Raw genomic sequence first — 21,378 nt, 5'->3', positions numbered from 1 at the left:
TTGATGTCAAAGGGCCTGTTGCAGGCACGCCATGTCTGCATTGGCTTGCCAGCGATGCCCGGGCGGTGGCATCGCAAGGCATGGCACCGGTGACGAGAGGAACCGATTTCCGCCCCCGGCGGCCTATCCGGTGGGGCACGGCTGCGCTGGTGGCGGCGCTGCATTTCCTGGCGATCGTCGCGCTGGTGCATGCCTTCACGCCGGAATTCGCGGATACGGCTGTGCGGACGATGACGCATGCCTTCGATGTGCCGCTTTCTCCGCCGGATCGGCCGAAGCCCGAACCGAAACCGGCCGCCAGTCCGGAGCAGCCGCAGGCACAGGGCGCGGCGGGCACGGCAGGCAAGCGGGCGGTGCCGCGTGACGTTTCCGCGCCCCCGGCCCCGGTCGCGATCATGCCTACGCAGGCGCCTCAGGTGACGGGCGGCGGGCAGGACAACGCGGCGGGCGCCCGCGATTCCGGCCCGGGCACCGGCGCCGGCGGAGCAGGTATGGGGCTGGGCGCGGGTGCCGCTGGATCGGGCACGGGCGGGGGCGGTCTTGCCAGCAAGCCGGTGAAGATTGCCGGTGACATCAATTCCGCGCGCGATTACCCGCGGCAGAGTCGGGATCTGCGGCTAGGCCACGACGTCACGATCGTCCTGAGAGTGGGCATCGATGGAAGGGTGAAGTCCTGCCGCATAGTGCAGCCCAGCCCCGATGCGGATGCAGACCGGATCACCTGCCGTCTGGCCACAGAGCGCTTCCGCTTCCAGCCCGCGCGCGATGGTGCCGGAAACCCGGTCGAGGCCGACTACGGCTGGCGGCAGCGCTGGTTCGTCAGGGGGCAGGGCGAAGGCGCGCAATGACAGCGATCGTCATGAGGATCGTTGCATTGGCTTGAAGGCCCGGTATGGCGATTCGCATGTCTTCCGATTCCCGCGATGCATCGCGCTCCGAGCCCGCCTCCACGCCCACCATAGTCCCGGTTATCCTGTGCGGCGGCAGCGGCACGCGGCTGTGGCCGCGCAGCCGTGCGGCGCGCCCCAAGCCGTTCCTGCCGCTAGTTGGCGACAATACGCTGTTCGAGGCGAGCCTTGCCCGCTGCCCGGCGCATCTGGGCTTTGCTGCTCCGGTGGTGGTGACTGGCAGCAAACACCTCGAACACGTCGAAGCGCAGCTTGCGGGCGCGCCCGGCGCTACCGTGATCGTCGAGCCGGCCGCGCGCAACACGGCTGCCGCCATCGCGCTCGCCGCCTGCCGCTTGCCGGACGATGCGGTGATGCTGGTCTGCCCGAGCGACCACCACATCGGCCGTCCCGAAGTCTTTGCGGAGGCTGCCTGCGCCGCGGCGGCGCTTGCCACCGATGGCTGGCTGGTCTCGTTCGGCATCGAGGCGACCGCGCCCGAAACCGGCTTTGGTTATCTGAAGCGCGGCGAGGCGATCGCGGGTACGCCCGGCTATCGCACCGCGCAGTTCGTCGAGAAGCCCGATCTGGAGCGCGCCAGGAGCTTCCTGGAACACGGCGGTTATGCCTGGAACGGCGGCATTTTCGCCTTCCGCGTCGGCGACTTCATGGCCGAACTGGCCGCCCATCGTCCCGAGATCGCCGCCAAAGTGCGCGAGGCCGTGGCGAAGGGTGCCGAGGACGGCCACCGCTTCCACCCCGACGCCGCGACTTTCGCCGAAGTGCCCAGCGATTCGGTCGACTATGCGGTGATGGAAAACACCACGCGCGCGGCAATGGTGCCGGCGGACATGGAATGGTCCGACATCGGCAACTGGCAGGCGCTGCACGATGCGCTGACGCGCGACGAAAGCGGCAACTCCGTGCGCGGATCGGGCGAGGCGGAACTGGTCGATTGCAGCAATGTGCTGGTCGACAGCGATGGGCCGCGCGTCTCGGTAATCGGACTTTCCAACGTCATAGTTGTGGTCGACGGGAACGAGGTGCTGGTCACCACGGTTGAAGGTGTGCAGAAGGTCGGAAAGCTGCACGGCGCCGTAAACCAGTAATAGAGGACCTGTCATGACTGCCGCACTCGCGATCCGCGAAGTCGAGAAGCCCTGGGGCAAGGACGTCCTGCCCGCGCCTTTCGTCGCCCCGGAAGGTGAACGCATTGGCGAAGTCTGGTTCGAACCGCCTGCCGCGCTGCCGCAACTGCTGGTGAAGTACATCTTCACCAGCGAGAAACTCTCCGTGCAGGTGCACCCCACCGACGCGCAGACGATCGCCAAGGGCCTTGGCAAACAGGGCAAGGAAGAGTGCTGGCTGATCGTCGCGGCAGAGCCCGGCGCCACGCTGGGCATCGGCTTCGACGCGCCCATCTCGCATGAGGACATGCGCGCCGCCTCGCTGGACGGCAGCATCGAAAGCCTGATGACCTGGCACGAAGTGCAGCCGGGCGACTTCTTCTACATCCCGGCCAACACCGTTCACGCCATCGGCGAAGGCGTCAGCCTGATCGAAGTGCAGCAGAACAGCGATATCACCTATCGCCTCTACGACTACGGCCGCCCGCGCGAGCTTCATCTCGACGATGGCATCGCCGTTTCGAAGGGTGAGGTCTACGATCTGGCGCGCTGGCACAAGCGTGTACCTTCGGACGAAACGCAGGTGCTGGTGGACGGTCCGCTGTTCCTGCTGGATCAGGTGGCGGGCGAGCCCACGCCGGATATTGCCGCCCGCTATCCCGGCGCCTTGCTGGTGATCCCGCGCGAGGAATCGGTGAAGGTTGGAAACGATCTGATCGCGCCCGGTGGCTGCGGCCTGGCCACCTCCCTGGCCGAAGTCGCTTTTGCGGAAAATGGAGTATGCCTGCTGGCACGGGCCTGCGAAGCCTGATCCGTGTTCACCATCACCGATTCAACGATCGTCCAGACCATCCAACTGGCGCTGACGCCGGTGTTCGTGCTGGTTGCCATCGGCAATATCCTGAACATCCTCTCGACCCGCCTGGGCAGAGTGGTGGACCGTGCCCGCACGCTTCAGGAACGCCATAACGAGACCGAAGGCCCCGATCACGACATGGTCGTTCTGGAAATTCGGCTGGTCGACAAGCGCATCAACATCATCACCAATGCCATCCGCTTCATGGTGCTTTCGGCGCTGTGTATCGGCACGACGGTGGCGGTGCTGTTCCTTCAGGGACTGGCCGGCTTCGCCATGCACGGCATCGCTGCGATCATCTTCCTGGCCTCGATCGTGCTGCTGCTGGTGGCGCTGGTGCTGTTCCTGCGTGAGACGCAAGTGGCCAAACAAGCCCTGAGCATACCGCGCGATTATCTGGAACTGCACCGGACCATTTGATTTCGCGGGTATCGCACCCGCGATTGGCGATTTTCGCACATCGCTTAGGTTCTCTCTCAAGGGAGAGAACAGATGCACGCACCGGGTAGAACCGCGCCGGAACCGACCGGCCAGCGGGAGGAATGGCGGCGGGGTTGGCGGCTGGTGCTGGCCTCTGCCGTGGGCTTCTCGTTCTTCTCGGTACTGCTCGCGGGAACCGGGCTGTTCTTTGAGCCGCTGGGCAAGGAATTCGGCTGGAGCCGTTCGCTGCTGTCCGCCGGGCCGGGCATCGCCACGTTCGTCACGGCAATCCTGTCTCCGTTCTATGGCGCGCTGATCGATCGCATGGGGTCGCGCCGGCTGGCGCTGCCGGGGATCGTGCTGGTCATGGCCTCGATGAGTTCGTTTGCGCTGGCCAACGGTTCGGAAACGCAGTGGATCGTGCTGTGGGTGGTGTTCGGCATCCTTCTGACCTCAATCAAGTCGACTGTCTGGACCACCGCCGTCGCCGGCATGTTCGATAAAGGCAGGGGCCTTGCCTTGGGCATGACCGTGGCGGGTACGGCGGTGGCGCAGGCGGTAGTGCCGCCACTGGGCAATTTCCTGATCGAGCATACCGGTTGGCGCGGCGCCTTCGTCTGGTTCGGCCTGGGTTGGGGCGGGCTGACGCTGCTGCTCTGCACGCTGTTTCTCTACGACGTCCATGACCGCGCTCGGCGCGATGCGCTGAAGGCGGGCCAGGCCGCCGCCGCGCGCAGCACCTTGCACCTTCCGGGCCTTACCCCGCGACAGGCCTTGCGCAGCCGGGCGATCTGGCAACTGGCGGTATCGACTTTCATCGTCATGGTCTTGACCGTGGGGCTGGGCATCCACTTGTTCCCGATCCTGACCGAAGCCGGCGTCACCCGTGCCAATGCTGCGTGGTTGACCGCGCTGACCGGCGTTGCGGGGATCGTCGGCAAGCTCGTGACCGGCGCACTGATGGACCGTTACAAGCCGAACTGGATCGGCGGTGTGACCATGGCGGTGACTGCCGTGACATTTATCGTGCTGATCTGGTGGATCGATTCGACCGCAGCGGTGATCTTCGGGTTGCTGGTGAATGGCTATGCGGCGGGGACCAAGACGCAGATCTGTGCATTCCTGACGGCGGGCTACGCGGGAATGCGGCATTTCGGCGCGATCTACGGCGTGATGGCGGCGATGGTGGCCTTCGCTTCCGGACTGGGGCCGTGGTTGGCGGGTGTCGTTTACGACAAGTTCGGGGGGTACGGGCCGTTCCTTTGGGCCGGGGTGTTCGGGTGCGTGGTCAGCGGCGTGCTGCTGGTGACCTTGCCGCGTTATCCGGATTGGGAGGCGGGTGCGGCGGGTTGATACCGCAAAGCTGCAACCGTCCAACTCAAGTTCAGACCAAAAAAGCCCCGTCATCCCCGCGAAGGCGGGGATCCCGCTTCCTCCTTTGCAAAGCGCGCGGAGTTGTCGTGCTGAAACCTGCCTCTCTGCGTTAGTCGCAAGAAAAGCGGGGCCCCCGCCTTCGCGGGGGCGACGGGGTCTTGTATTGGGGCGATTGGTGGAAGCACCGACGTCAGATATCGGATGAGCGTTCTCGTTGCTCCCACCGGAATCGAAACGGGCCGGAAAGCGCAATGCTTCCCGGCCCGGTCCTGAAATCAAAAAGCCTTAAATCAGGCGGCGAGCTTGAACGGCTCGATCTCGCCCGAAAGGTACAGCTTCTTCGCCTTGGCGCGGCTGAGCTTGCCCGAACTGGTACGCGGCAGGCTCTTGGGTGGCACCAGTTCCACCACGCAGTTCATGCCGGTGATCGAACGCACCTTGTCGCGGATCAGGTCGCGCAGTTCGATGCGCTTCACCGGATCGGAAACGCGGCAGTGGACCAGCACGGCCGGCGCTTCCTCGCCATTGTCCATTTCCACCGAGAAGGCGGCGATGTCGCCATGGTTGAAGCCCGGCAGCTGTTCCACGGCCCATTCGATGTCCTGGGGCCAGTGGTTCTTGCCGTTGATGATGATCATGTCCTTCGCGCGGCCGACGATGAACAGGTAGCCATCGGCCATGTAGCCCATGTCGCCCGTGTCCAGCCATCCGTCGACGAGGCAGGCCTCGGTCGCTTCGGGGTCGCGGAAGTAGGAATGCATGACGCTGGTGCCGCGGCACCACACCTTGCCGATCTTGTGGTCGGACAGGCTGGCGCCGTTCTCGCCGCGGATCACCACTTCCATGTCGAGCACGGGCTTGCCGCAGTTGACGATGGCGCGGTAGCGGGCCGGGCGGCTGAGGTCGCGCGGCGTGCCGGAGAGGCGCTCTTCCTCCACCAGTTCCACGCGGATGCCTTCGCCCGGGGGCATGATGGTGACGGCCAGCGTCGCTTCGGCCAGGCCATAGCTGGGCAGGAAGGCGGTTGCCTTGAAGCCTGCCTGTGCGAAGGCGTTGACGAAGTTCTGCATCACGTCCGGACGGATCATGTCGGCGCCGTTGCCGGCAAGCCGCCAGCGCGACAGGTCGAAGCGATCGTCGACGTGGCTCTGGCTGGAAATGCGGCGGGCGCAGATGTCGTAGCCGAACGTCGGCGAGTACGAGATCGAGGTGCCCTCGTTGCGCGTGATCAGGTCCAGCCACGCCAGCGGGCGGCGGGCGAAGTCCTCGGTCTTCAGGTAGTCGCCCGAGACCTGGTTGGCGATCAGCGAGAGGAAGCAGCCGACCAGACCCATGTCGTGATACCAGGGCAGCCACGAGATGCAGCGGTCGGTATCGCAGAGTTCCATGCCGTGGCTGTGCGCGGCCAGGTTCGACATCAGCGAACGATGGGTGACGGCAACGCCATGCGGGAAGCGGGTGGAGCCGCTGGAATACTGCAGATAGCAGATATCGTCCGGGCTGGCCTTGGGCAGATCGACTTCGGGGGCGTCCCCATTGGCGATCTGCGCCGCGAAATCGGCCCAGGTGGCATGGCCGCAGCCCTGCTTGTCAGCGGCGGCGGCGGTCATCTCGGCAATCTCGTCCGGGCCGACCAGCAGGATCGGGTCCGAGCTGGAAAGCTGGACGGCCAGCTGCTCGATATAGTTGTCCTTGCCGCCGAAGCTGGTGGGCAGGGGCAGCGGCACCGGCCAGGCGCCGGCATAGACGGTGCCGCAGAACAGCGCCGCGAAGTCCGTGCCGGTTTCGGCGATCAGGGCGATGCGGTCGTTCGGCTTCACGCCGCGCGCGATCAGCGCATGGGCGACCTTGATCGAATCCGCGCGCAGTTCCGAAAACGCGTAGACGCGCTTCAGCACGCCACGCGGATCGTGGAAATTGAACCCGCGCTGGCCCTTCGCCGCATAGTCGAGGGCATCGCAGAAAGTGTCGAAATCGGCAAAACGGCGGGCAAGCGCATCCCCGTTGGGGGTTGCGACAAGTGCTTCACTCGCTTGCGGCACCATATTGATGGTGTCGTTCATCTCGTTATAACCCGTTGTTGTTATACCGTTTTATTCTCATCGGAACCTGGCGCTTCTATCCGGCTCAACCTGAACCGGACATAGCTGTTTCCCGGGCTGTTCCACCTGCAAGGTTCCGCACGCTCTCCCCATTCGGAGCCGAGTGTGGCACGAATAGGGCAAGATGTCAGTCAAGCGTCGCAATCCACAACCGCTCAGCCAGACGCGCCTGGAAGAATTGGCGCTCGCCTATGTCGCGCGTTTCGCCACGACGCAAGGGAAGCTGCGCGATTATCTGCAACGGAAATTGCGGGAGCGCGGGTGGGAGGAGGAGATCGGCCCCGATCTCGACGCCTTGGTCGCCCGCTATTGCGAGCTTGGCTATGTGAATGACGAGGCTTGGGCGCGGATGAAGACGGGCAGCCTGCTGCGGCGCGGCTATGGCGCACGTCGCGTGGGGGAGGCGCTGGGTCACGCCGGGCTGGACGAGGACCTGCGCCACGCCGCGCGGCCGGACGAAGCGGCGGAGCGGCAGGCGGCGCTGGTCTTGGCAAGGCGGCGGCGGTTCGGCCCGTTCGCGGTTCAGCCGGCCGACAGGCCGACGCGCGAAAAGCACATCGCCGCTATGCTGCGGGCCGGGCATCGTTTGGACATGGCGCGCACGATCGTCGAGGCCGACAGTCCCGAAGCGGCCGAAGCCTGGGCCTGCGAGATAGAATCCGAAGCCGGAGAATTCTGAACCATGCGCCTGAACCGCAATCTTGCCATGCTGTTGCTGCCCGCATTGCTGCTGCCATCGGCTTGTTCGAAAAGCGGGGCGGAAGCGGCGGTCGCGGCGGCGACGGCAACCGGCGCGGTCCATCCCGAATCGGGCCTGCCGGTGGTGCCGCTGACGGTGGCCGGATCCGGCAAGGCCCACGTCTTCCAGGTCGAAGTGGCCGCCAGCGAGGCGGAGCAGGCCAAGGGCCTGATGTTCCGCACCGCGATGGGCGCGGACGAGGGGATGGTGTTCCCCGAGAAAGCCCCGCGCAAGGCGGCGTTCTGGATGAAGAACACCGTGATCCCGCTGGACATCCTGTTCATCGGGCCGGACCACCGCGTGCTCAACATCGCGGCGAATGCCGTGCCTTATGACGAGACGCCGCTGCCGTCCAACGGGCCGGTGATCGGCGTTCTGGAACTGAACGGCGGTCGCGCCGCCGAACTCGGCATCGCTCCGGGCGACAAGGTCAGCTGGTGAGCTTGTCCTAGTTGCCGGTTTCGGCAAGCCGGTCGATCATCGCCTGCACCGATTGCGTTTGCGGGCCGTACCGCGTGGCAAAGGGGCCGGTATAGCCCCACCAGTCCCAGCAACCCATCGGATTGCCCGAAAGCGGGCTTTTTTCGACCTGCGGATAGAGCACCACGATGCGGTTGCTGTCCGCCCAGGCATTGTAGCCAAGCTTCCCGTAGACCGCGTCCCCGGCATAGGCCGCCGCCTGTCCGCAGCCGTGGAAGACCACGTGGATGCGGCAATTGGCGCCTGGCTGACTGCATGGCTTGGGAACATAGACGTAGCCGGTCGTCGCCATCGAACTCATCGCCGAGAGGTAGGGCGATTGCGAGAAGGCCTGCGGTGCACTGGAAAGCGTGGCGGCCGGCGGGGTGACATCGCCGCCGATCACTTTGGTCAGAATCGCGCCGGGCTGGTCGTAGCGGGGCAGGCCGCCGACCGTGCCGTCCGCCCCACAATGGTTGACATAGGGACTGCCGAGCCGCGCGCAGTCGGATTTGGCGGTAAGCGAGAGGAAGGCGTGCTCTGCCGGAAAGTTCTGCAGGTACTGGAGATTCGCCGCCGGCACGCCGACCGCCGCATAGAAGTCGCGCAGCGCATCGAGCGCGCCCTGGCCGACCACCGTGTCTGCCGCGCCGCGGAACAGATAGACGCGCTGGCCCTTCACATGGGCCAGGGGGTCTATCAGCCCACTCATCTCGTTCATCTGCGCGGCCAGCCTGGCCCCGGCGCCGGACGGCGTGCCGGTCATGCAGGCAGAGACGACGGTCAGCCCCATCAGCCCGCAGCCGTAAGGCCCGCCGGCGACAATGCCGACGCCGGTGACCGTGGACGAATGAATCACCGAGAACTGCGCCGCCATGAACCCGCCCGAGGACAGGCCGGATACCGTGACGTGATTCGCGTCCACCCCCAGTGCGGGCAGCTTGGCAAGCCTGCCTGCGGCTTGTGCGTTTGACAGCGGGGCGGTTGAAAAAGCGAACTGAACCAAAGCGACAAATGCAAGTCGCGCGAAAGCCTGCTTGCGCATGAAACCCCTCCTCCGGGTCGTTGCCAAACCAGCGCCTTCAGGCTTCTCTCCCGCATTGCAGGGTGATCCTGCCGGGGTGGCCTGTCCAGAGCGGGGCAGAGGGAGATGGCTCGGAAACGGAGAGGAGGGCCTGGACGATACCCCCCGGAACTGTCGTTTTCGCGCGGGAACATGCTTGGCATCGGCGCGGAACGGCGCTAACGCGCAGCCCATGGGAATCCTGTCCAAGATCTTCACCTGGTGGGACGGCGCCACCATTGGCACCTCGCTCTGGAGCTCGCGCAATGGCGAGCATGTCGGCACCGACGCGCAGGGCAACAAGTACTATCGCTCGAAGTCCGCCAAAGTGCGGACGACCGAGGGGTACGAACGTCGCTGGGTGATCTATGCGGCCGCCAACGATGCCAGCAACGTCCCCGCCGAATGGCACGGCTGGCTGCACCACAGCTATGACGGCGTTCCCGAAAGCCACCTGCCGCCGCCGCGCATCTGGGAAGTGGACTACACCCCCAATGCCACCGGCACCGTTTCGGCTTATCGCCCGCAGGGCGCGCTGGAACGGGGCGGCGTGCGTGCACCTGCCACCGGCGATTACGAAGCCTGGTCCCCCGAAGCCTGAGCAGGCAAGGGGTATCGGGCCTGTGAAGCGGACTTTCGCTTTCGTTCCGGTTCTGGCCTCATCGCTGGCGCTCGCCGCCTGCGGCAAGGGTGAGCCGGCGCCCGAAGTGCAGGACACTTCGATCCCCGATGCCATTGCCGGCATGCAGGCTGGCCCGGCCCAGGCGGCGCAGGGCCAGCAGCTGGGCACGCCCAACAAGGACCGCGTGGTCACGCTGGGCGTTCTCAACAAACGCAACAACCTGACGCAGGACCTGGTGATGAAGCCGGGTGAGGCCAAGCGCCTGGGCAACCTGGTGGTCAAGGTCGCCACGTGCGAGAAGTCGCTGCCGTGGGAGCGTCCTCAGGAAGAGGGCGCCTTCGTGCAGGTCTTCGTGGAAGAACGCGCCACCGCGAACGAGAAGCTGGCCTGGCACAAGGTCTTCTCGGGTTGGCTGTTCAAGAATTCGCCCGCGCTGAACACGGTGCAGCACCCGGTCTATGACGTCTGGGTCAAGAGCTGCGCGATGACTTTCCCGGGTGAGGAAGCGCTGCCGGCCTCGGCGGCAAGCTCCACCAGCGCTGCGAAGGCATCGGGCAAGCCAAGCACGGCCGCCTCGCCGGAACCGTCCGAATCGGCAGCACCGGCCGCAACGGTCAGTGCCTCTCCTTCCGCAACGCCTTCGCCTTCGGGCACTACTGCCGACTGAGCCTGCTGCAGCAGCGCCAGATAGCGCTTCTGCGGCATTTCCACCGCGCCCAGCGAGGCGAGGTGCGGTGTCATGAACTGGCAGTCCAGCAAAGTCGCGCCGCCAAGCCGCAGCGCCGCCACCAGCCACGCCAACGCCACTTTCGATGCATCGGTCTCTCGCGAGAACATGCTCTCGCCGCAGAACACCCGGTCGAACCCCACGCCGTAGAGCCCGCCGACCAGTTTTCGCGTGCCGTCCTCCTCGCGCCAGACCTCGATCGAGTGGGCCTGGCCCATGAAGTGCAGGTTCTCGTAACTGGCCTGGATGCGGTGGCTGATCCAGCTGCCCGATTCGTCGTCGCTGCCCGGCCGCACCATGCGCGGGGCGGCGCAGGCTTCCATCACCTCCGAAAAGGCGGTGTTGCAGGTAACCGTGAAGCGGCCGCGCCGCAGCGTGCGTGCCAGCGAGTGCGAAAGGTGGAAACCGCCGAGCGGAAGAATCGCCCGCAGGCGCGGTTCTATCCAGAAGATTTCCGGATCGTCGCGGCTGTCCGCCATCGGGAAGATCCCGCTGCGGTAGGCGAGCATCAGAAGCTCCGGCTCGATCATGCGTGTGGAACTGGGGGCGTGCACGTGTCTGGTCTGGTTGAAGGGGCAGGGCTTCAGCGTGCCTCTTCCGGCGGCTGAAATGCAAGTCGGATATATGCCTGTGGATTAAGTTCTGCAGTATCTGCCGTAATCCCCTTGTCATCCTGCGGAACAGTGTCTAGAGGCCAGCCCGCCCGCAGGAGTGTAGCTCAGTTGGTAGAGCATCGGTCTCCAAAACCGAGGGCCGTGGGTTCGAGTCCCTCCACTCCTGCCAGCATCTTCCTTCGCTGGAATAACAAAGGCCCCGGACATCTCCGGGGCCTTTGCGCGTTCAGGGTGAAGCGATTCGCGCGCCATTGCAGGGCCCGCTCGCAAGCAGGCTGCCTGCCTTCGCAATTGCGATAAGCCGCAAGCCGCGATACCGTGATTCGCTTTGCCAATACCGCGATTGCGGTTAGGCGCGCTCTGGAGGGGCCGCGTCTGGCGATTCGGAAGGCTCGTTGAGAATTTGATTCTCCCCGCCCCGTTGGGCACCAGACTGGCTTGAAGTCGGGAAAGAATACGCCGCAGATGCACGGTACCGCGCAACCGCAGACTCAGGACCTGTTCAAGGCGGCCATCAGCCGCTTCCGCCTGCCGGCGATGGATCGCGGACTTATGTTCGCGCTTGCCATGGCCGTGCTGGCGGCTTTGCCCGTGCTGGTCGCCTGGGCGCCGCAGATGACCGACTATCCCTCGCACCTGGCGGGGTACAAGGTCGCGCTCGATCACGGGCAGGATCCCTATCTGACGCGCTATTTCCGCTTTAATTGGGAATGGACCGGAAACCTCGGCGTCGAACTGCTGATGGTGCCGCTGACGCCGATCTTCGGATTGGAACAGGCCGGGCGCATCATCGTCGCGCTGATCCCGTTCCTTTCGGTGCTGTCCGTCCACGCGCTGTGCCGTTCGCTCGGCCGCAAGATGGGCGTGGGGCCGATTCTCTCGCTGGCGATGATCTGGTCGCCCTCGCTGCTGATGGGCTTCGTCAACTGGTCGCTTTCGGTGGCACTGGCGCTGTTCGTGTTCGCGGCCTGGGTGAAGCTGGAAGGCAAGCCGTGGCGCTGGGCGGTGATGGTGCCGGCCAGCTTCGTGGTCTGGCTCAGCCACGTTTCCGGCTGGGGCGTGATGGGCGTGCTGATCTTCGGCTACGAATGGGCCCACCGGAAAAGCTGGCGCGACTGGCGCCCGTTCCTGAAGCCGTGGCCGCTGATCTTCCCGCTGCTGCCGATGCTGATGGGCATGGGCAGCAATTCCAAGGTTTCCTACGGACGCTGGGTGCTCGATTACAAGTGGAGCATCCTCTACAAGTCGATGCGCAGCTTCGACTACACGTTCGATATCGCCAGCCTGTGGATCGTGCTGGGCGTGCTGGGCGGGGCGCTGGCACTGCGCAAGATCGACGGGCGCTTCGGTTGGGCGGCGCTGATCCTGTTCGTGCTGACGCTGATCGTGCCGCGCCAGATCTTCGGCGGCGACTATGCCGACTATCGCCTGTCCACCATGGCGCTGATGGTCGCGTGCCTCTCGATCGACTGGAGCCTGCCGCGCTGGGCGGTGCGGGGGGCGACCGCGCTGTTCGTGGCGCGTACGCTGGTGACCACGGTGGTCTGGTATCAGGACGCGCAGACCGCGCGCGAACTGATCGCCGCGCTGGACAAGGTGCCCGAAGGCGCCCGTGTCGCCACCGCCGTGGCGATCCCGCGCAGCCAGTGGCGCTTCGGCCCGTTCGAGCATTTCGGGTCCTATGCGGTGGTTCGCCGCAGCGCGATGGAGAATTCGAACTTCGCGCTGCCCGACGTGCACATGCTGTCGATGCGTGACCTTTCGTACCGCTTCGCCGATCCCTCGCAGCGGATTATCTACGCGCCGCAGCAGCACATCGATCTGCGCACCTTCCCGCCGGCACGCCATGCCGATTATCTTTGGTACATCGGCACGATCAAGCCGGTGGCGCTGCCCGATGGCGCGCGCGTGCTCTATTCTAGCTCCAACTCGTTCCTTGCGCGTCTTGCCGATCCGGCAGACCTTGCAAATCAGGACGACGGACGCTAAGTCGCGCTTTCCTTCCGACATACGGATTTCATCTGCCCCTCCCGGCCCCGGCCGGGGCGGCGATGAGCCCTAGGCGGAAGCCACAAGACTTTTTCCCGCCCGGAACGCCTTTCGGGCACCAGGCAGAGACGCGAGTACGACTGACATGGCCAAGACCACTCCCGGCGAATTCTTCCGCCAGGTGCGCACCGAAGCCTCCAAGATTCACTGGCCGTCGCGCCAGGAAACGGTGACGACCGCGATATTCGTCGGCCTGATGACCGTGCTTCTCGCGGTCTTCTTCCTGGGCATCGACGCACTGTTCGGCTGGATCGTCAGCTCGCTCCTGTCGCTGATCGGCTGAAACCAGACAACGAAGAGAGAACCATGGCCCGCTGGTACATCATCCACGCCTATTCCGGCTTCGAGAACAAGGTGAAGGAAGCTATCCTCGCCGAAGCCGAACGTATCGGCCTCTCGCAGCTTGTCGAGGACGTGCAGGTCCCGCATGAGACCATCACCGAGGTCAAGCGCGGCAAGAAGGTCCAGGTCGAGCGCAAGACCATGCCCGGTTACGTGCTGGCCAAGCTGACCCTGAACGACGACGTCTACCACCTCGTCAAGAACACCCCGAAGGTCACCGGCTTCCTGGGTAACAACGGCAAGCCGCAGGCGATCAGCGAGAACGAGGCTGCCCGCTACTTCGGCGCCGCCGAAGCCGCCGCCGCCGCCCCGCGCAAGCAGGTCAGCGTCGATTACGAGATCGGCGATTCGGTCAAGGTGCTGGACGGCCCGTTCGCCAGCTTCAACGGCATTGTCGAGGAACTCGATTTCGACAAGAACCGCGTCAAGGTTTCGGTTTCGATCTTCGGCCGCGCCACGCCGGTCGACCTCGATTTCGAGCACGTCGAACTCAGCAAGTAAGCCAGGCCGCTTCGCTTCGGCGGAGCAGTCGGTACAAAAAGGGGCGCCTTCCCGAGTGGAAGGCGCCCCTTTTTCGTGCTGGCAATGCGGTTTGGATCAGCCCCGCGGGGCGTAGATCGTCAGGCCGACCCTTGCGCGCTCCACGAAGCCCAGCTTGCGATAGAGCGACAGCGCGGCCTCGTTATCGGCATAGGAATGCAGGATCGGGGTGCGACCGCCGTCGAGCACGGCTGCGGCCACCCGGCGCGAAAGCAGCCCGGCAAGGCCGCGTCCGCGCGCATCGGGGTGGGCGCAGACGGCGCTGACCTCGATGAAGGTGCCGGTGCGCGTGCGCTGCCCCGCCATGGCGAGCAGGCGGCCGTCTTCCTTGATTCCCCAGAAATCGCCCAGTTCCCCGGTGCGCGTACCGAACGGGCCGGGCTGGGTCAGCGTGGCGAGTTCCAGCATCTCGGCATGGTCCTGCGCCGTCAGCGCGACGATGCGCGGATCCTGCGCCGCCTCGGCAATGGCGTCGCGCGCGGCGGCCTCTCCGGCGAAGATCATCTGTACGCCCAAGGCAGACTTCACGAGGTCGATCCCGGGCATCTCCACCGGCTCGCCCGGCTGCATCAGGGCCAGCGGTCCGTGCTCGCGGGCGAGGGCGGCAAAGTCCGACCGGCTTTCGGCCGAAAAGTCGCGAATGGCGGCCAGCGGGCCGATCTCCGGATGAAAGCGGCGCGCGCCTCCGCTGCCGATGTCGCTGCCCAGCGCGAAGTGGGCCTGTTCTCCGGTAAGGGCGGTCCAGATCAGGTGGTCGAGTTCTGTATTGTCCATGGCCGCGCGGTATGGCGAGCGCGGCAACCCGCGTGAAGATGCAATTATCGGCATTTTAACTGTGCCTGCGTAACACTTCGCGGCGATGGGGATTTTCGCGACATTGAAAGGAGAGGCGACAGGGCCGGGCGGACGCTTGACGCGCCTCGACGGACTGCGCGGTCTCGCCGCCTGCGGCGTGGCGCTGCTCTACCACCCGCAAGCGCTGTTCGCGGCCGACGTGAACGAGGCGCTGCCGGGCCTGCTGCGCTGGTTCCAGCACTGGGGCTGGACGCTGGTGGACCTGTTCTTCCTGATCTCCGGCTACATCTTCGCGCACGTCTACCTGGTCGAGCGCGGGCCCGGGCAAGGCTATGTCCTCAAGCGCGGGGCGCTGGGCGGCTTTGCGGTGGCGCGCGCGGCGCGGCTCTATCCGCTGCATCTTGTCATGCTGCTGGTTTGCGCGGTGGCGTTTCTGGGCAATCCCGACAACACGCCGCTGGCCTTCATGGCCAACCTGTTCATGCTGCAGGGCTTCGTCGGAGCGGTGGGTCGCAGCTTCAACGGGCCGAGTTGGTCCATCTCGATCGAGTGCCTGTGCTACGTCCTCTTCGCGTTGGGTGCGGTCGGCGGCAGGCGCATGTTGCAGCGGGTGACGGTGTTGGCGATCCTGGGCGCGCTGCTGCATTTCGCGGTGCAGGGCAGGGCCGGCGGCCCCTGGGTGGGTGATAACCTTCCGCGCGGGCTGCTGGGCTTTTTCCTGGGGCAAGTGCTCTGGCATGCGCGGGCGCGATTACGCCATGCGCCCAGCGGGCTGCTGGTCTGCCTGATGGCCATCGGCATCGCGCTGGATATGGGCCGCGTAAGTTCGCTGCTGCCGCTGAGCCTGCTTGCCTGGCCGGCCCTGTTGCTGCTGGCGCTGCGGCTGAAGTTCATGGGGTCCGCGCCGATGCGCTGGCTGGGCGATCGCTCCTATGCGATCTACCTCGTTCACTGGCCGATCCTGCGCGTGCTGGACACGCAATATAGCCCGATCCCGGGCGGGATCGGCACGTGGTTCGCCGTAACTCTGGGTTTCGGCGTGCTGGTGCTGCTGGTATCGGACCTTTCGTTCCGCTATCTCGAAACCCCGGCCCGCCGGGCCATCCGCGCGGCATGGCAAAGGCGGGCGGAGACGCTGCGGGCCCCACGCGCGGCCTAAAACGGTTTCAGGCGGCGGAACCCTAATCCGCCCTTTTCTTTTCTCCCGATTTCGTTTAGGGGCGCGCCCTTCGGAGCGGCCTCGTGCCGACCGATTCCCTGCGGGAGGATGCCTCGGCGTCCGTAAAACCGCTAAACATGAGCATCTGCCCGGCAGGTGCGAAAGTGTGAAGGAGTGGCCACATGGCCAAGAAGATCGAAGGTTACATCAAGCTGCAGGTCAAGGCCGGCAGCGCCACGCCGTCCCCGCCGATCGGCCCTGCGCTGGGTCAGCGCGGCGTGAACATCATGGAATTCTGCAAGGCGTTCAATGCCGCCACGCAGGAGCTCGAAAAGGGCATGCCGATCCCCACCATCATCACGGTGTATGCGGATCGCAGCTTCACGTTCGTCACCAAGACGCCCCCGGCGACCTTCCTCATCAAGAAGGCCGTGAACCTGAAGTCGGGCTCGAAGGAGCCGGGCAAGATCAGCGCCGGTACCGTCAAGCGTTCGCAGCTTGCCGAGATCGCCCAGGTCAAGATGGCCGACCTCAATGCCAACGACATTGATGCCGCCACCAAGATCATCGAAGGTTCGGCCCGCGCGATGGGCCTGCAAGTGGTGGAGGGCTGATTCCATGGCCAAGGTGACCAAGAAGCAGAAGTCGCTGACCGAAAAGCTCGGCGATAACCTGAAGCACTACCCCGTCGCTGACGCGCTGCAGACGCTGCGCGACCTGAAGACCACCAAGTTCGACGAAACCGTCGAAGTCGCGATGAACCTGGGCGTTGACCCGCGTCACGCCGACCAGATGGTTCGCGGCATGGTTTCGCTTCCGGCCGGCACCGGCAAGACCGTTCGCGTCGCCGTGTTCGCCAAGGGCGACAAGGCTGCGGAAGCTCTCGCCGCCGGCGCCGACAAGGTTGGTGCGGAAGACCTCATGGACGACATGCAGGCCGGCAACCTCGACTACGACCGCGTCATTGCCACCCCGGACATGATGGGCGTCGTCGGCCGTCTCGGTAAGCTGCTGGGTCCGAAGGGCCTGATGCCGAACCCGAAGCTCGGCACCGTGACCCCGAACGTCACGCAGGCCGTGAAGGACGCCAAGGGCGGCCAGATCGAGTTCCGCGTTGAGAAGCAGGGCATCATCCACGCCGGTATCGGCAAGATGTCGTTCTCGGACGCCGACCTGCTGACCAACTTCAGCGCGTTCGTCGATGCGATCGTCAAGGCCAAGCCCTCGGGCTCGAAGGGCAAGTACGTTCGCAAGATCTCGCTGTCGTCGTCGATGGGCCCCGGCCTGAAGATCGACACGACCGACATCGCCGGCGCCTAAGCACCGGTTGGCGACATCGCCGGCGGCTAAGCACCGGTTGGCGATATCGCCGGCGCCTGATTTCAGGTCCAGCGAAACGGATAGAAGGGCCGGGGGGAAACCTCCGGCCCTTTTTCTGTGCCGGTGCACTCGTGTGGCGGCCCGGCCAGACATCGTGCCCGCGCTTGGCGTTCCGGGGCGCGCGCTCTTAAATCCTTCGTCGCTACGATGGAGGACATTGAAATGAACGGATCGGCTGCATCAGCGGGGGAGAGAGCTGGCTCGGTTGCGGTCATCACCGGAGGTGGCCGGGGTTTCGGGAAGTCTTTCGGTGAGGCGCTGGCGGCACAGGGCGCCCATGCGGTGCTGATCGATCGCGATGGTCCCGAAGCGGAGGCTGCCGCGGCGGGGATCCGGGATGCGGGCGGCGCAGCGACCGGTTACGCCGGCGACGTTGCCGACGAAGCGCGGATGGCTGCGATCATGGCCGAAGTCGCTGCTGCCCATGGCGGGATCGACCTGCTGATCAACAATGCCGGCCTCCACAGTGACGAATACAGTCAACCGATCGCCACGATGGGCGTCCCCAAGGTTCGCCGCCTGTTCGAAGTCAATGTGATAGGCACCGTCATCGCGACGCTTGCCGCCAGGCCCTTCATGGCGGGCCGCAGGAATGCCAGCATCGTCAACATATCCTCCTCTGCCGCGCATATGGGCGGAACGGCCTACGGGACCTCCAAGCTGGCGGTCGCCGGCCTGACGATCACGTTCGCGCGCGAACTGGCCCCCGACGGCATCCGTGTGAACGCGATCTCGCCGGGGCTGATCCTGACCGACACGATCCGCAGCGAATTGCCGGAGGCAACCAAGGTACGCGTGAAGGCGATGCAGTACATGGATGCCTTCGGGGAAGAGGCGGACATCGTGGAGGCCATGCTGTTCCTTTCATCCCCGCGCGCGCGTTTCATCACCGGGGAGACCCTGCGCGTGACTGGGGGCATGGCGGCGGGCATCTGACGGATTGCCGGATTGCCTTGCCGTCCGGGACCGAACGGTCCTTTATCTTCACTCCATTGGGTGAGGAGGCGGCATTGCATTCGGCGTTGACCCTGCTGTTGTCCGTCGCGACCTTGGCGACCGCCGGAGCCGCGGAAGCGGCGGATCTTTTCCCGGCCTGCACCGCTCCATTCGAGCATCTGTTTTCAGAGAACGCGTTCAAAACCCACCCAGTGTCGGTGCCTGTCTACATGCGCACTCCGCCGGATGTGAGGGCGGGGCGCGCGCATCTCTATCGGACGGTCATTTCATCCGATGCAGCGGCCGGCGCGAACTTCGCGGGCCATTACACCATCTCGTCGGCGGGCTGCGGCACGCGAACCGCCTGCATCGCGTTCATCGATCAGCGCAGCGGCAAGGTGCATTTTCCGGCGGAAATGCTGGAAGCATCGCGGCTTTGGGCCGATATCGGCGATCGGGACTACGCAGCGCTCCATTACCGGCGCAACAGCAATCTGCTGGTCCTGGTGGGCTCTGCGAACGAGAACTCGGATCGGGAGGGCATCAGCATTATCTCTGGAAGGACGATCGGCTTCGGCTGATCCGTTACATTCCGATTGGGACGCTCTGCCACGGGCCGGATGGGAAGCGGCCGTGAGGTTTCCTACAGAGCCGGGTTCCGTCATTCTGGGCGGCAGTGAGGCTCTTTGAAATCGTCGGATTTGTGCGCCGAAATGCGGCCCTCCGAACGCGCGGCGCCGTCTGGAAACGCGGTGGCGCCTTTCAGGCTCGGAACAGTGTCAACCGTGTCAACCTGTGTGTCGCCTTGTGGGCGTCCCCCATCATTGCGTTTCCCAAGCTCCGGTTGGCGAGCAGCTCGCCGAAGTCCGATGCAATCTCCTGCGGCCTATCTCGGGGGCATGAGCGGGATGGCGGCATCGATGAAAATCGTCTGGCGCCACGACTCATCCCTTGTGCGATTGCCAAGTTGCACACTGCGCTGTACATGTGTTCAGCATAACGAAACGGGAGAGGCGGCCAGATGGCTATCCGCTTTGAAGACATCAAGGAACACATCGGCTCGCGCGTGGTCTGGGACGACCGCGCCGACATCTTCACGCCCGAAGCGGCCAGGGCAATCCGCGCCAAGGTCGAGGAACGCACCGTCGTGGTCTTCCCCGAGGCGAACCTGACCGATGAAGAACAGCTGACGATCACCGGCCTGATGGGCGAAAAGGTGCGGCTGACCGCGCGTAACAATGTGCAGAGCAACGATGCCGACGTCTATCAGGTGACGCTGGACGAGAAGATCAATCCGCAGCCCGAATATGTGCTGGGCACGTTCTTCTGGCACATGGACGGGATCACCGTGGACATGCCGCCGCCCTTCGCGACGCTGCTGTCCTGCCGCATCGCTCCGGACAAGGGCGGCGAGACCGAATTCGCCAGCACGTATGCTGCTTACGAAGGCCTGTCGGATGAAGAGAAGCGCGATCTGGAGGGCATGAAGGCCGTCCATTCGGTGCGCGCCAGCCTCTCGCCGATTGCCGACGCGATCCCCGAAAAGCATCGTGAACGCGTGCTGGGCATCGGCCTGGTCAAGGAGCACCCGCTGGTGTGGACCCACGAATCGGGCCGCAAGTCGCTGGTGATCGGGACGACGGCCGACCACATCGTCGGCATGGAAGTGCCCGCCGGCCGCGCCATGCTGATCCGCTTGCAGGAATGGGCCGCGCAGCCGGCCTACTCGCTACGGCACAAGTGGACCAAGGGCGACTTCGTGATCTGGGACAATACCGGCGCGATGCACCGGGCGATCCCCTACGATAAGTCGACCGGCCGCATGATGCACCGCACCTCGATCGCGGGGACCGAGGCGGTCGCAGCCTGAGCTACTTCTCCAGCGCCTCGCGCTGGTAGCACTCGACGACGAGGCTGATCGGCCTCCCGTCGGGCAAACGCAGCAGCGCCCGGTGCGTCAGGAACGTGCCGGGCGGGCAGCCTTCAAGCCGCCCGTGCCGCGATTCGAGCCGCTCGCGCGTGAAGTGCAGCGGGGCGACGACTTTGCCGAAGGGAGTGTCGGTAGAGGCCAACGTTGCGTTCATCGCATCGGTCAGGCGCGAAGGCACGAACCAATTGTGCGCTTCGGACAGCGTTACGCCGTCGCACGTAAGGCGGACATGGCGATAGCCGAGCGGTTCCTCGCCCGCGGTTTCCAGCAATGCGCGCGCGTCGGAGGGGAGGGCGGCGTCTTCGCCCTTCACCGGCTTGGCGGTAACGACCGGGGCATCGGCGCTGCGGTGCGTGGCGCACCATTCGCCCAGCGCGGCAGTGGCGCTGTCGTTGCTGGCCAGCAGGCGTTCGAACTCGGCCTCTTGCGGCGCGGCGCCGGCAAGGAAGATCGGGGCGAGGGAGATGAGGCTAAATCCCACCCGGCACGGCCGCCTTGCCCAGCGCCGCCAGCCCTTCGACAAGGGTGCGCGTGCAGGCCGCCAGTTGCTCGGCATCGACTGAGCGGATCACGAAGTTGGCGCCGGTCCGGCCTTCGCCCCAGAACGGGTAGGAACCGATCTGGCAGCCTTCGAAGGCCTTCTCCGTCTCGCGCAGCAGGTCCGCAACTTCGCTTTCGCCCACCCAGCAGCCGACCGTTTCCGACAGCAGCGGCGCGCCGCCGTCCAGCGTGCCGGTGAGGGCGTCCAGCATGCCGGCGGTGATGCTGGGCACGCCGGCCATGATGAAGACGTTGTCGTAGCGGATGCCCGGCGCGCCGGTGTAGCGGTTGGGGATCAGGCTGGCACCTTCGGGCGTGCGGGCCATGCGCAGGCGGGCATCGGTAAGGCCGCCGCGCGTCTGGTAATAGGTCTCCAGGATCGCCCGCGCTTCGGGATGGACGATCACCGGGACGCCCAGCGCTTCGGCAATGGCGTCCACGGTGATGTCGTCGTGCGTCGGGCCGATGCCGCCGGTAGTGAACAGATAGTCGTTGCGCGCGCGCAGCAGGTTCACCGCTTCGACGATGGCGGGCGTATCGTCTGCCACCACGCGCACTTCCTTCAGGCGGATGCCCTGCACCTGCAGCCAGGCGGCGACCTGGGCAATGTTCTTGTCGTGGGTTCGGCCCGAGAGAATCTCGTCACCGATGACGACGAGGGCGGCGGTGTAGATACGCGACGAATCGACCATGCCGCATTGGCTAGCCGACCCGAAG

General features: G+C 65.3%; 23 protein-coding genes, 1 tRNA gene and 1 pseudogene. 19 read left to right on the top strand and 6 right to left on the bottom strand.

Annotated elements, in window-relative coordinates:
* The first annotated feature begins 80 nt into the window (after positions 1–80).
* The 5 genes from WBP07_RS09845 (at position 81) to WBP07_RS09825 (ending at position 4,643) form a co-directional block, all read left to right on the top strand.
* Positions 81–848 carry a TonB family protein gene (locus WBP07_RS09845; protein ID WP_395390851.1) on the top strand — a complete coding sequence of 256 codons (768 nt, stop codon included), beginning with the start codon at positions 81–83 and terminating at the stop codon, positions 846–848.
* Between the two features lie 56 nt (positions 849–904).
* Positions 905–1,996, top strand: coding sequence for a mannose-1-phosphate guanylyltransferase (locus WBP07_RS09840; protein ID WP_395390850.1), 1,092 nt, complete (start codon positions 905–907; stop codon positions 1,994–1,996).
* A gap of 13 nt (positions 1,997–2,009) precedes the next feature.
* On the top strand, positions 2,010–2,825 hold the full coding sequence (locus WBP07_RS09835; RefSeq protein WP_395390849.1) for a class I mannose-6-phosphate isomerase: 816 nt from the start codon (positions 2,010–2,012) through the stop codon (positions 2,823–2,825).
* Positions 2,826–2,828: 3 nt separating this feature from the next.
* Positions 2,829–3,290, top strand: a complete 462-nt coding sequence (locus WBP07_RS09830) for a DUF2721 domain-containing protein (protein ID WP_395390847.1) — start codon at positions 2,829–2,831, stop codon at positions 3,288–3,290.
* A gap of 72 nt (positions 3,291–3,362) precedes the next feature.
* Positions 3,363–4,643, top strand: coding sequence for an MFS transporter (locus WBP07_RS09825; RefSeq protein WP_395390846.1), 1,281 nt, complete (start codon positions 3,363–3,365; stop codon positions 4,641–4,643).
* Positions 4,644–4,954: 311 nt separating this feature from the next.
* On the opposite strand, the gene WBP07_RS09820 is transcribed toward WBP07_RS09825, so the two are convergent.
* Positions 4,955–6,727 carry a fatty acyl-AMP ligase gene (locus WBP07_RS09820; protein WP_395390845.1) on the bottom strand — a complete coding sequence of 591 codons (1,773 nt, stop codon included), beginning with the start codon at positions 6,725–6,727 and terminating at the stop codon, positions 4,955–4,957.
* A 163-nt stretch (positions 6,728–6,890) separates the two neighbouring features.
* On the opposite strand from WBP07_RS09820, the gene WBP07_RS09815 reads away from it, so the two are divergent.
* Both WBP07_RS09815 and WBP07_RS09810 read left to right on the top strand, forming a co-directional pair.
* Positions 6,891–7,445, top strand: coding sequence for a regulatory protein RecX (locus WBP07_RS09815; RefSeq protein WP_395390843.1), 555 nt, complete (start codon positions 6,891–6,893; stop codon positions 7,443–7,445).
* Positions 7,446–7,448: 3 nt separating this feature from the next.
* Positions 7,449–7,946 (top strand): DUF192 domain-containing protein, encoded by a 498-nt coding sequence (locus WBP07_RS09810; protein ID WP_395390842.1) that lies wholly within the window; start codon positions 7,449–7,451, stop codon positions 7,944–7,946.
* A 7-nt stretch (positions 7,947–7,953) separates the two neighbouring features.
* Here WBP07_RS09810 and WBP07_RS09805 read toward each other — a convergent pair whose 3' ends face one another.
* Positions 7,954–9,009 carry a hypothetical protein gene (locus WBP07_RS09805; protein WP_395390841.1) on the bottom strand — a complete coding sequence of 352 codons (1,056 nt, stop codon included), beginning with the start codon at positions 9,007–9,009 and terminating at the stop codon, positions 7,954–7,956.
* Positions 9,010–9,220: 211 nt separating this feature from the next.
* Between WBP07_RS09805 and WBP07_RS09800 the strand changes: the two genes are divergently transcribed.
* Positions 9,221–9,628, top strand: coding sequence for an NADH:ubiquinone oxidoreductase subunit NDUFA12 (locus tag WBP07_RS09800; RefSeq protein ID WP_395390840.1), 408 nt, complete (start codon positions 9,221–9,223; stop codon positions 9,626–9,628).
* Positions 9,522–10,070, top strand: a pseudogene (locus WBP07_RS09795) (DUF2155 domain-containing protein); the annotation flags it as partial. The gene WBP07_RS09800 and the pseudogene WBP07_RS09795, both read left to right, overlap by 107 nt.
* Before the next feature lie 35 nt (positions 10,071–10,105).
* Here WBP07_RS09795 and aat read toward each other — a convergent pair.
* The gene (gene aat / locus WBP07_RS09790; RefSeq protein ID WP_395390839.1) at positions 10,106–10,906 is read right to left on the bottom strand and encodes a leucyl/phenylalanyl-tRNA--protein transferase; all 801 of its coding nucleotides are present in this window, start codon (positions 10,904–10,906) and stop codon (positions 10,106–10,108) included.
* 177 nt (positions 10,907–11,083) lie between these two features.
* Between aat and WBP07_RS09785 the strand changes: the two genes are divergently transcribed.
* From WBP07_RS09785 to nusG, 4 genes are all read left to right on the top strand, one after another.
* Positions 11,084–11,159, top strand: a tRNA-Trp gene (locus WBP07_RS09785).
* Positions 11,160–11,428: 269 nt separating this feature from the next.
* Entirely contained in the window at positions 11,429–12,979 is a 1,551-nt protein-coding gene (locus tag WBP07_RS09780; RefSeq protein WP_395390838.1) for a hypothetical protein, read from the top strand.
* 145 nt (positions 12,980–13,124) lie between these two features.
* Positions 13,125–13,322 (top strand): preprotein translocase subunit SecE, encoded by a 198-nt coding sequence (gene secE / locus WBP07_RS09775; RefSeq protein ID WP_395390836.1) that lies wholly within the window; start codon positions 13,125–13,127, stop codon positions 13,320–13,322.
* A gap of 23 nt (positions 13,323–13,345) precedes the next feature.
* Positions 13,346–13,882, top strand: a complete 537-nt coding sequence (nusG, locus tag WBP07_RS09770) for a transcription termination/antitermination protein NusG (protein WP_395390834.1) — start codon at positions 13,346–13,348, stop codon at positions 13,880–13,882.
* 96 nt (positions 13,883–13,978) lie between these two features.
* Here nusG and WBP07_RS09765 read toward each other — a convergent pair whose 3' ends face one another.
* Entirely contained in the window at positions 13,979–14,695 is a 717-nt protein-coding gene (locus tag WBP07_RS09765; RefSeq protein ID WP_395390833.1) for a GNAT family N-acetyltransferase, read from the bottom strand.
* Positions 14,696–14,831: 136 nt separating this feature from the next.
* On the opposite strand from WBP07_RS09765, the gene WBP07_RS09760 reads away from it, so the two are divergent.
* From WBP07_RS09760 to WBP07_RS09735, 6 genes are all read left to right on the top strand, one after another.
* On the top strand, positions 14,832–15,875 hold the full coding sequence (locus WBP07_RS09760; protein ID WP_395390832.1) for an acyltransferase family protein: 1,044 nt from the start codon (positions 14,832–14,834) through the stop codon (positions 15,873–15,875).
* 182 nt (positions 15,876–16,057) lie between these two features.
* A complete protein-coding gene (gene rplK, locus WBP07_RS09755; RefSeq protein ID WP_395331488.1) occupies positions 16,058–16,489 on the top strand; it encodes a 50S ribosomal protein L11 in 432 nt (143 codons plus the stop codon).
* Between the two features lie 4 nt (positions 16,490–16,493).
* Entirely contained in the window at positions 16,494–17,195 is a 702-nt protein-coding gene (gene rplA, locus WBP07_RS09750) for a 50S ribosomal protein L1 (RefSeq protein ID WP_395390830.1), read from the top strand.
* 222 nt (positions 17,196–17,417) lie between these two features.
* Positions 17,418–18,191, top strand: a complete 774-nt coding sequence (locus tag WBP07_RS09745) for an SDR family NAD(P)-dependent oxidoreductase (protein WP_395390828.1) — start codon at positions 17,418–17,420, stop codon at positions 18,189–18,191.
* A gap of 17 nt (positions 18,192–18,208) precedes the next feature.
* A complete protein-coding gene (locus WBP07_RS09740; protein WP_395390827.1) occupies positions 18,209–18,772 on the top strand; it encodes a hypothetical protein in 564 nt (187 codons plus the stop codon).
* A gap of 440 nt (positions 18,773–19,212) precedes the next feature.
* Positions 19,213–20,061 carry a TauD/TfdA dioxygenase family protein gene (locus WBP07_RS09735; RefSeq protein WP_395390826.1) on the top strand — a complete coding sequence of 283 codons (849 nt, stop codon included), beginning with the start codon at positions 19,213–19,215 and terminating at the stop codon, positions 20,059–20,061.
* Position 20,062: 1 nt separating this feature from the next.
* Here WBP07_RS09735 and WBP07_RS09730 read toward each other — a convergent pair whose 3' ends face one another.
* Complete coding sequence (locus WBP07_RS09730; protein WP_395390824.1) at positions 20,063–20,602, bottom strand: chorismate--pyruvate lyase family protein; 540 nt, start codon at positions 20,600–20,602, stop codon at positions 20,063–20,065.
* Complete coding sequence (locus tag WBP07_RS09725) at positions 20,592–21,353, bottom strand: competence/damage-inducible protein A (protein WP_395390823.1); 762 nt, start codon at positions 21,351–21,353, stop codon at positions 20,592–20,594. Before WBP07_RS09725 ends, WBP07_RS09730 begins: the two co-directional genes overlap by 11 nt.
* Between the last annotated feature and the right edge of the window lie 25 nt (positions 21,354–21,378).

The organism is Novosphingobium oxfordense (assembly GCF_044029435.1).
GTDB lineage: Bacteria > Pseudomonadota > Alphaproteobacteria > Sphingomonadales > Sphingomonadaceae > Novosphingobium.
Note: the sequence above shows the minus strand (reverse complement) of the source record. Positions and strands in the feature narration are given on the sequence as shown.

Coding starts and splice junctions, on each gene's coding strand:
- WBP07_RS09845 (WP_395390851.1), top strand. CDS start 81: ATGGCACCGGTGACGAGAGGAACCGATTTCCGCCCCCGGCGGCCTATC.
- WBP07_RS09840 (WP_395390850.1), top strand. CDS start 905: ATGTCTTCCGATTCCCGCGATGCATCGCGCTCCGAGCCCGCCTCCACG.
- WBP07_RS09835 (WP_395390849.1), top strand. CDS start 2,010: ATGACTGCCGCACTCGCGATCCGCGAAGTCGAGAAGCCCTGGGGCAAG.
- WBP07_RS09825 (WP_395390846.1), top strand. CDS start 3,363: ATGCACGCACCGGGTAGAACCGCGCCGGAACCGACCGGCCAGCGGGAG.
- WBP07_RS09820 (WP_395390845.1), bottom strand. CDS start 6,727: ATGAACGACACCATCAATATGGTGCCGCAAGCGAGTGAAGCACTTGTC.
- WBP07_RS09815 (WP_395390843.1), top strand. CDS start 6,891: ATGTCAGTCAAGCGTCGCAATCCACAACCGCTCAGCCAGACGCGCCTG.
- WBP07_RS09810 (WP_395390842.1), top strand. CDS start 7,449: ATGCGCCTGAACCGCAATCTTGCCATGCTGTTGCTGCCCGCATTGCTG.
- WBP07_RS09805 (WP_395390841.1), bottom strand. CDS start 9,009: ATGCGCAAGCAGGCTTTCGCGCGACTTGCATTTGTCGCTTTGGTTCAG.
- WBP07_RS09800 (WP_395390840.1), top strand. CDS start 9,221: ATGGGAATCCTGTCCAAGATCTTCACCTGGTGGGACGGCGCCACCATT.
- aat (WP_395390839.1), bottom strand. CDS start 10,906: ATGATCGAGCCGGAGCTTCTGATGCTCGCCTACCGCAGCGGGATCTTC.
- secE (WP_395390836.1), top strand. CDS start 13,125: ATGGCCAAGACCACTCCCGGCGAATTCTTCCGCCAGGTGCGCACCGAA.
- nusG (WP_395390834.1), top strand. CDS start 13,346: ATGGCCCGCTGGTACATCATCCACGCCTATTCCGGCTTCGAGAACAAG.
- WBP07_RS09765 (WP_395390833.1), bottom strand. CDS start 14,695: ATGGACAATACAGAACTCGACCACCTGATCTGGACCGCCCTTACCGGA.
- rplK (WP_395331488.1), top strand. CDS start 16,058: ATGGCCAAGAAGATCGAAGGTTACATCAAGCTGCAGGTCAAGGCCGGC.
- rplA (WP_395390830.1), top strand. CDS start 16,494: ATGGCCAAGGTGACCAAGAAGCAGAAGTCGCTGACCGAAAAGCTCGGC.
- WBP07_RS09745 (WP_395390828.1), top strand. CDS start 17,418: ATGAACGGATCGGCTGCATCAGCGGGGGAGAGAGCTGGCTCGGTTGCG.
- WBP07_RS09735 (WP_395390826.1), top strand. CDS start 19,213: ATGGCTATCCGCTTTGAAGACATCAAGGAACACATCGGCTCGCGCGTG.
- WBP07_RS09725 (WP_395390823.1), bottom strand. CDS start 21,353: ATGGTCGATTCGTCGCGTATCTACACCGCCGCCCTCGTCGTCATCGGT.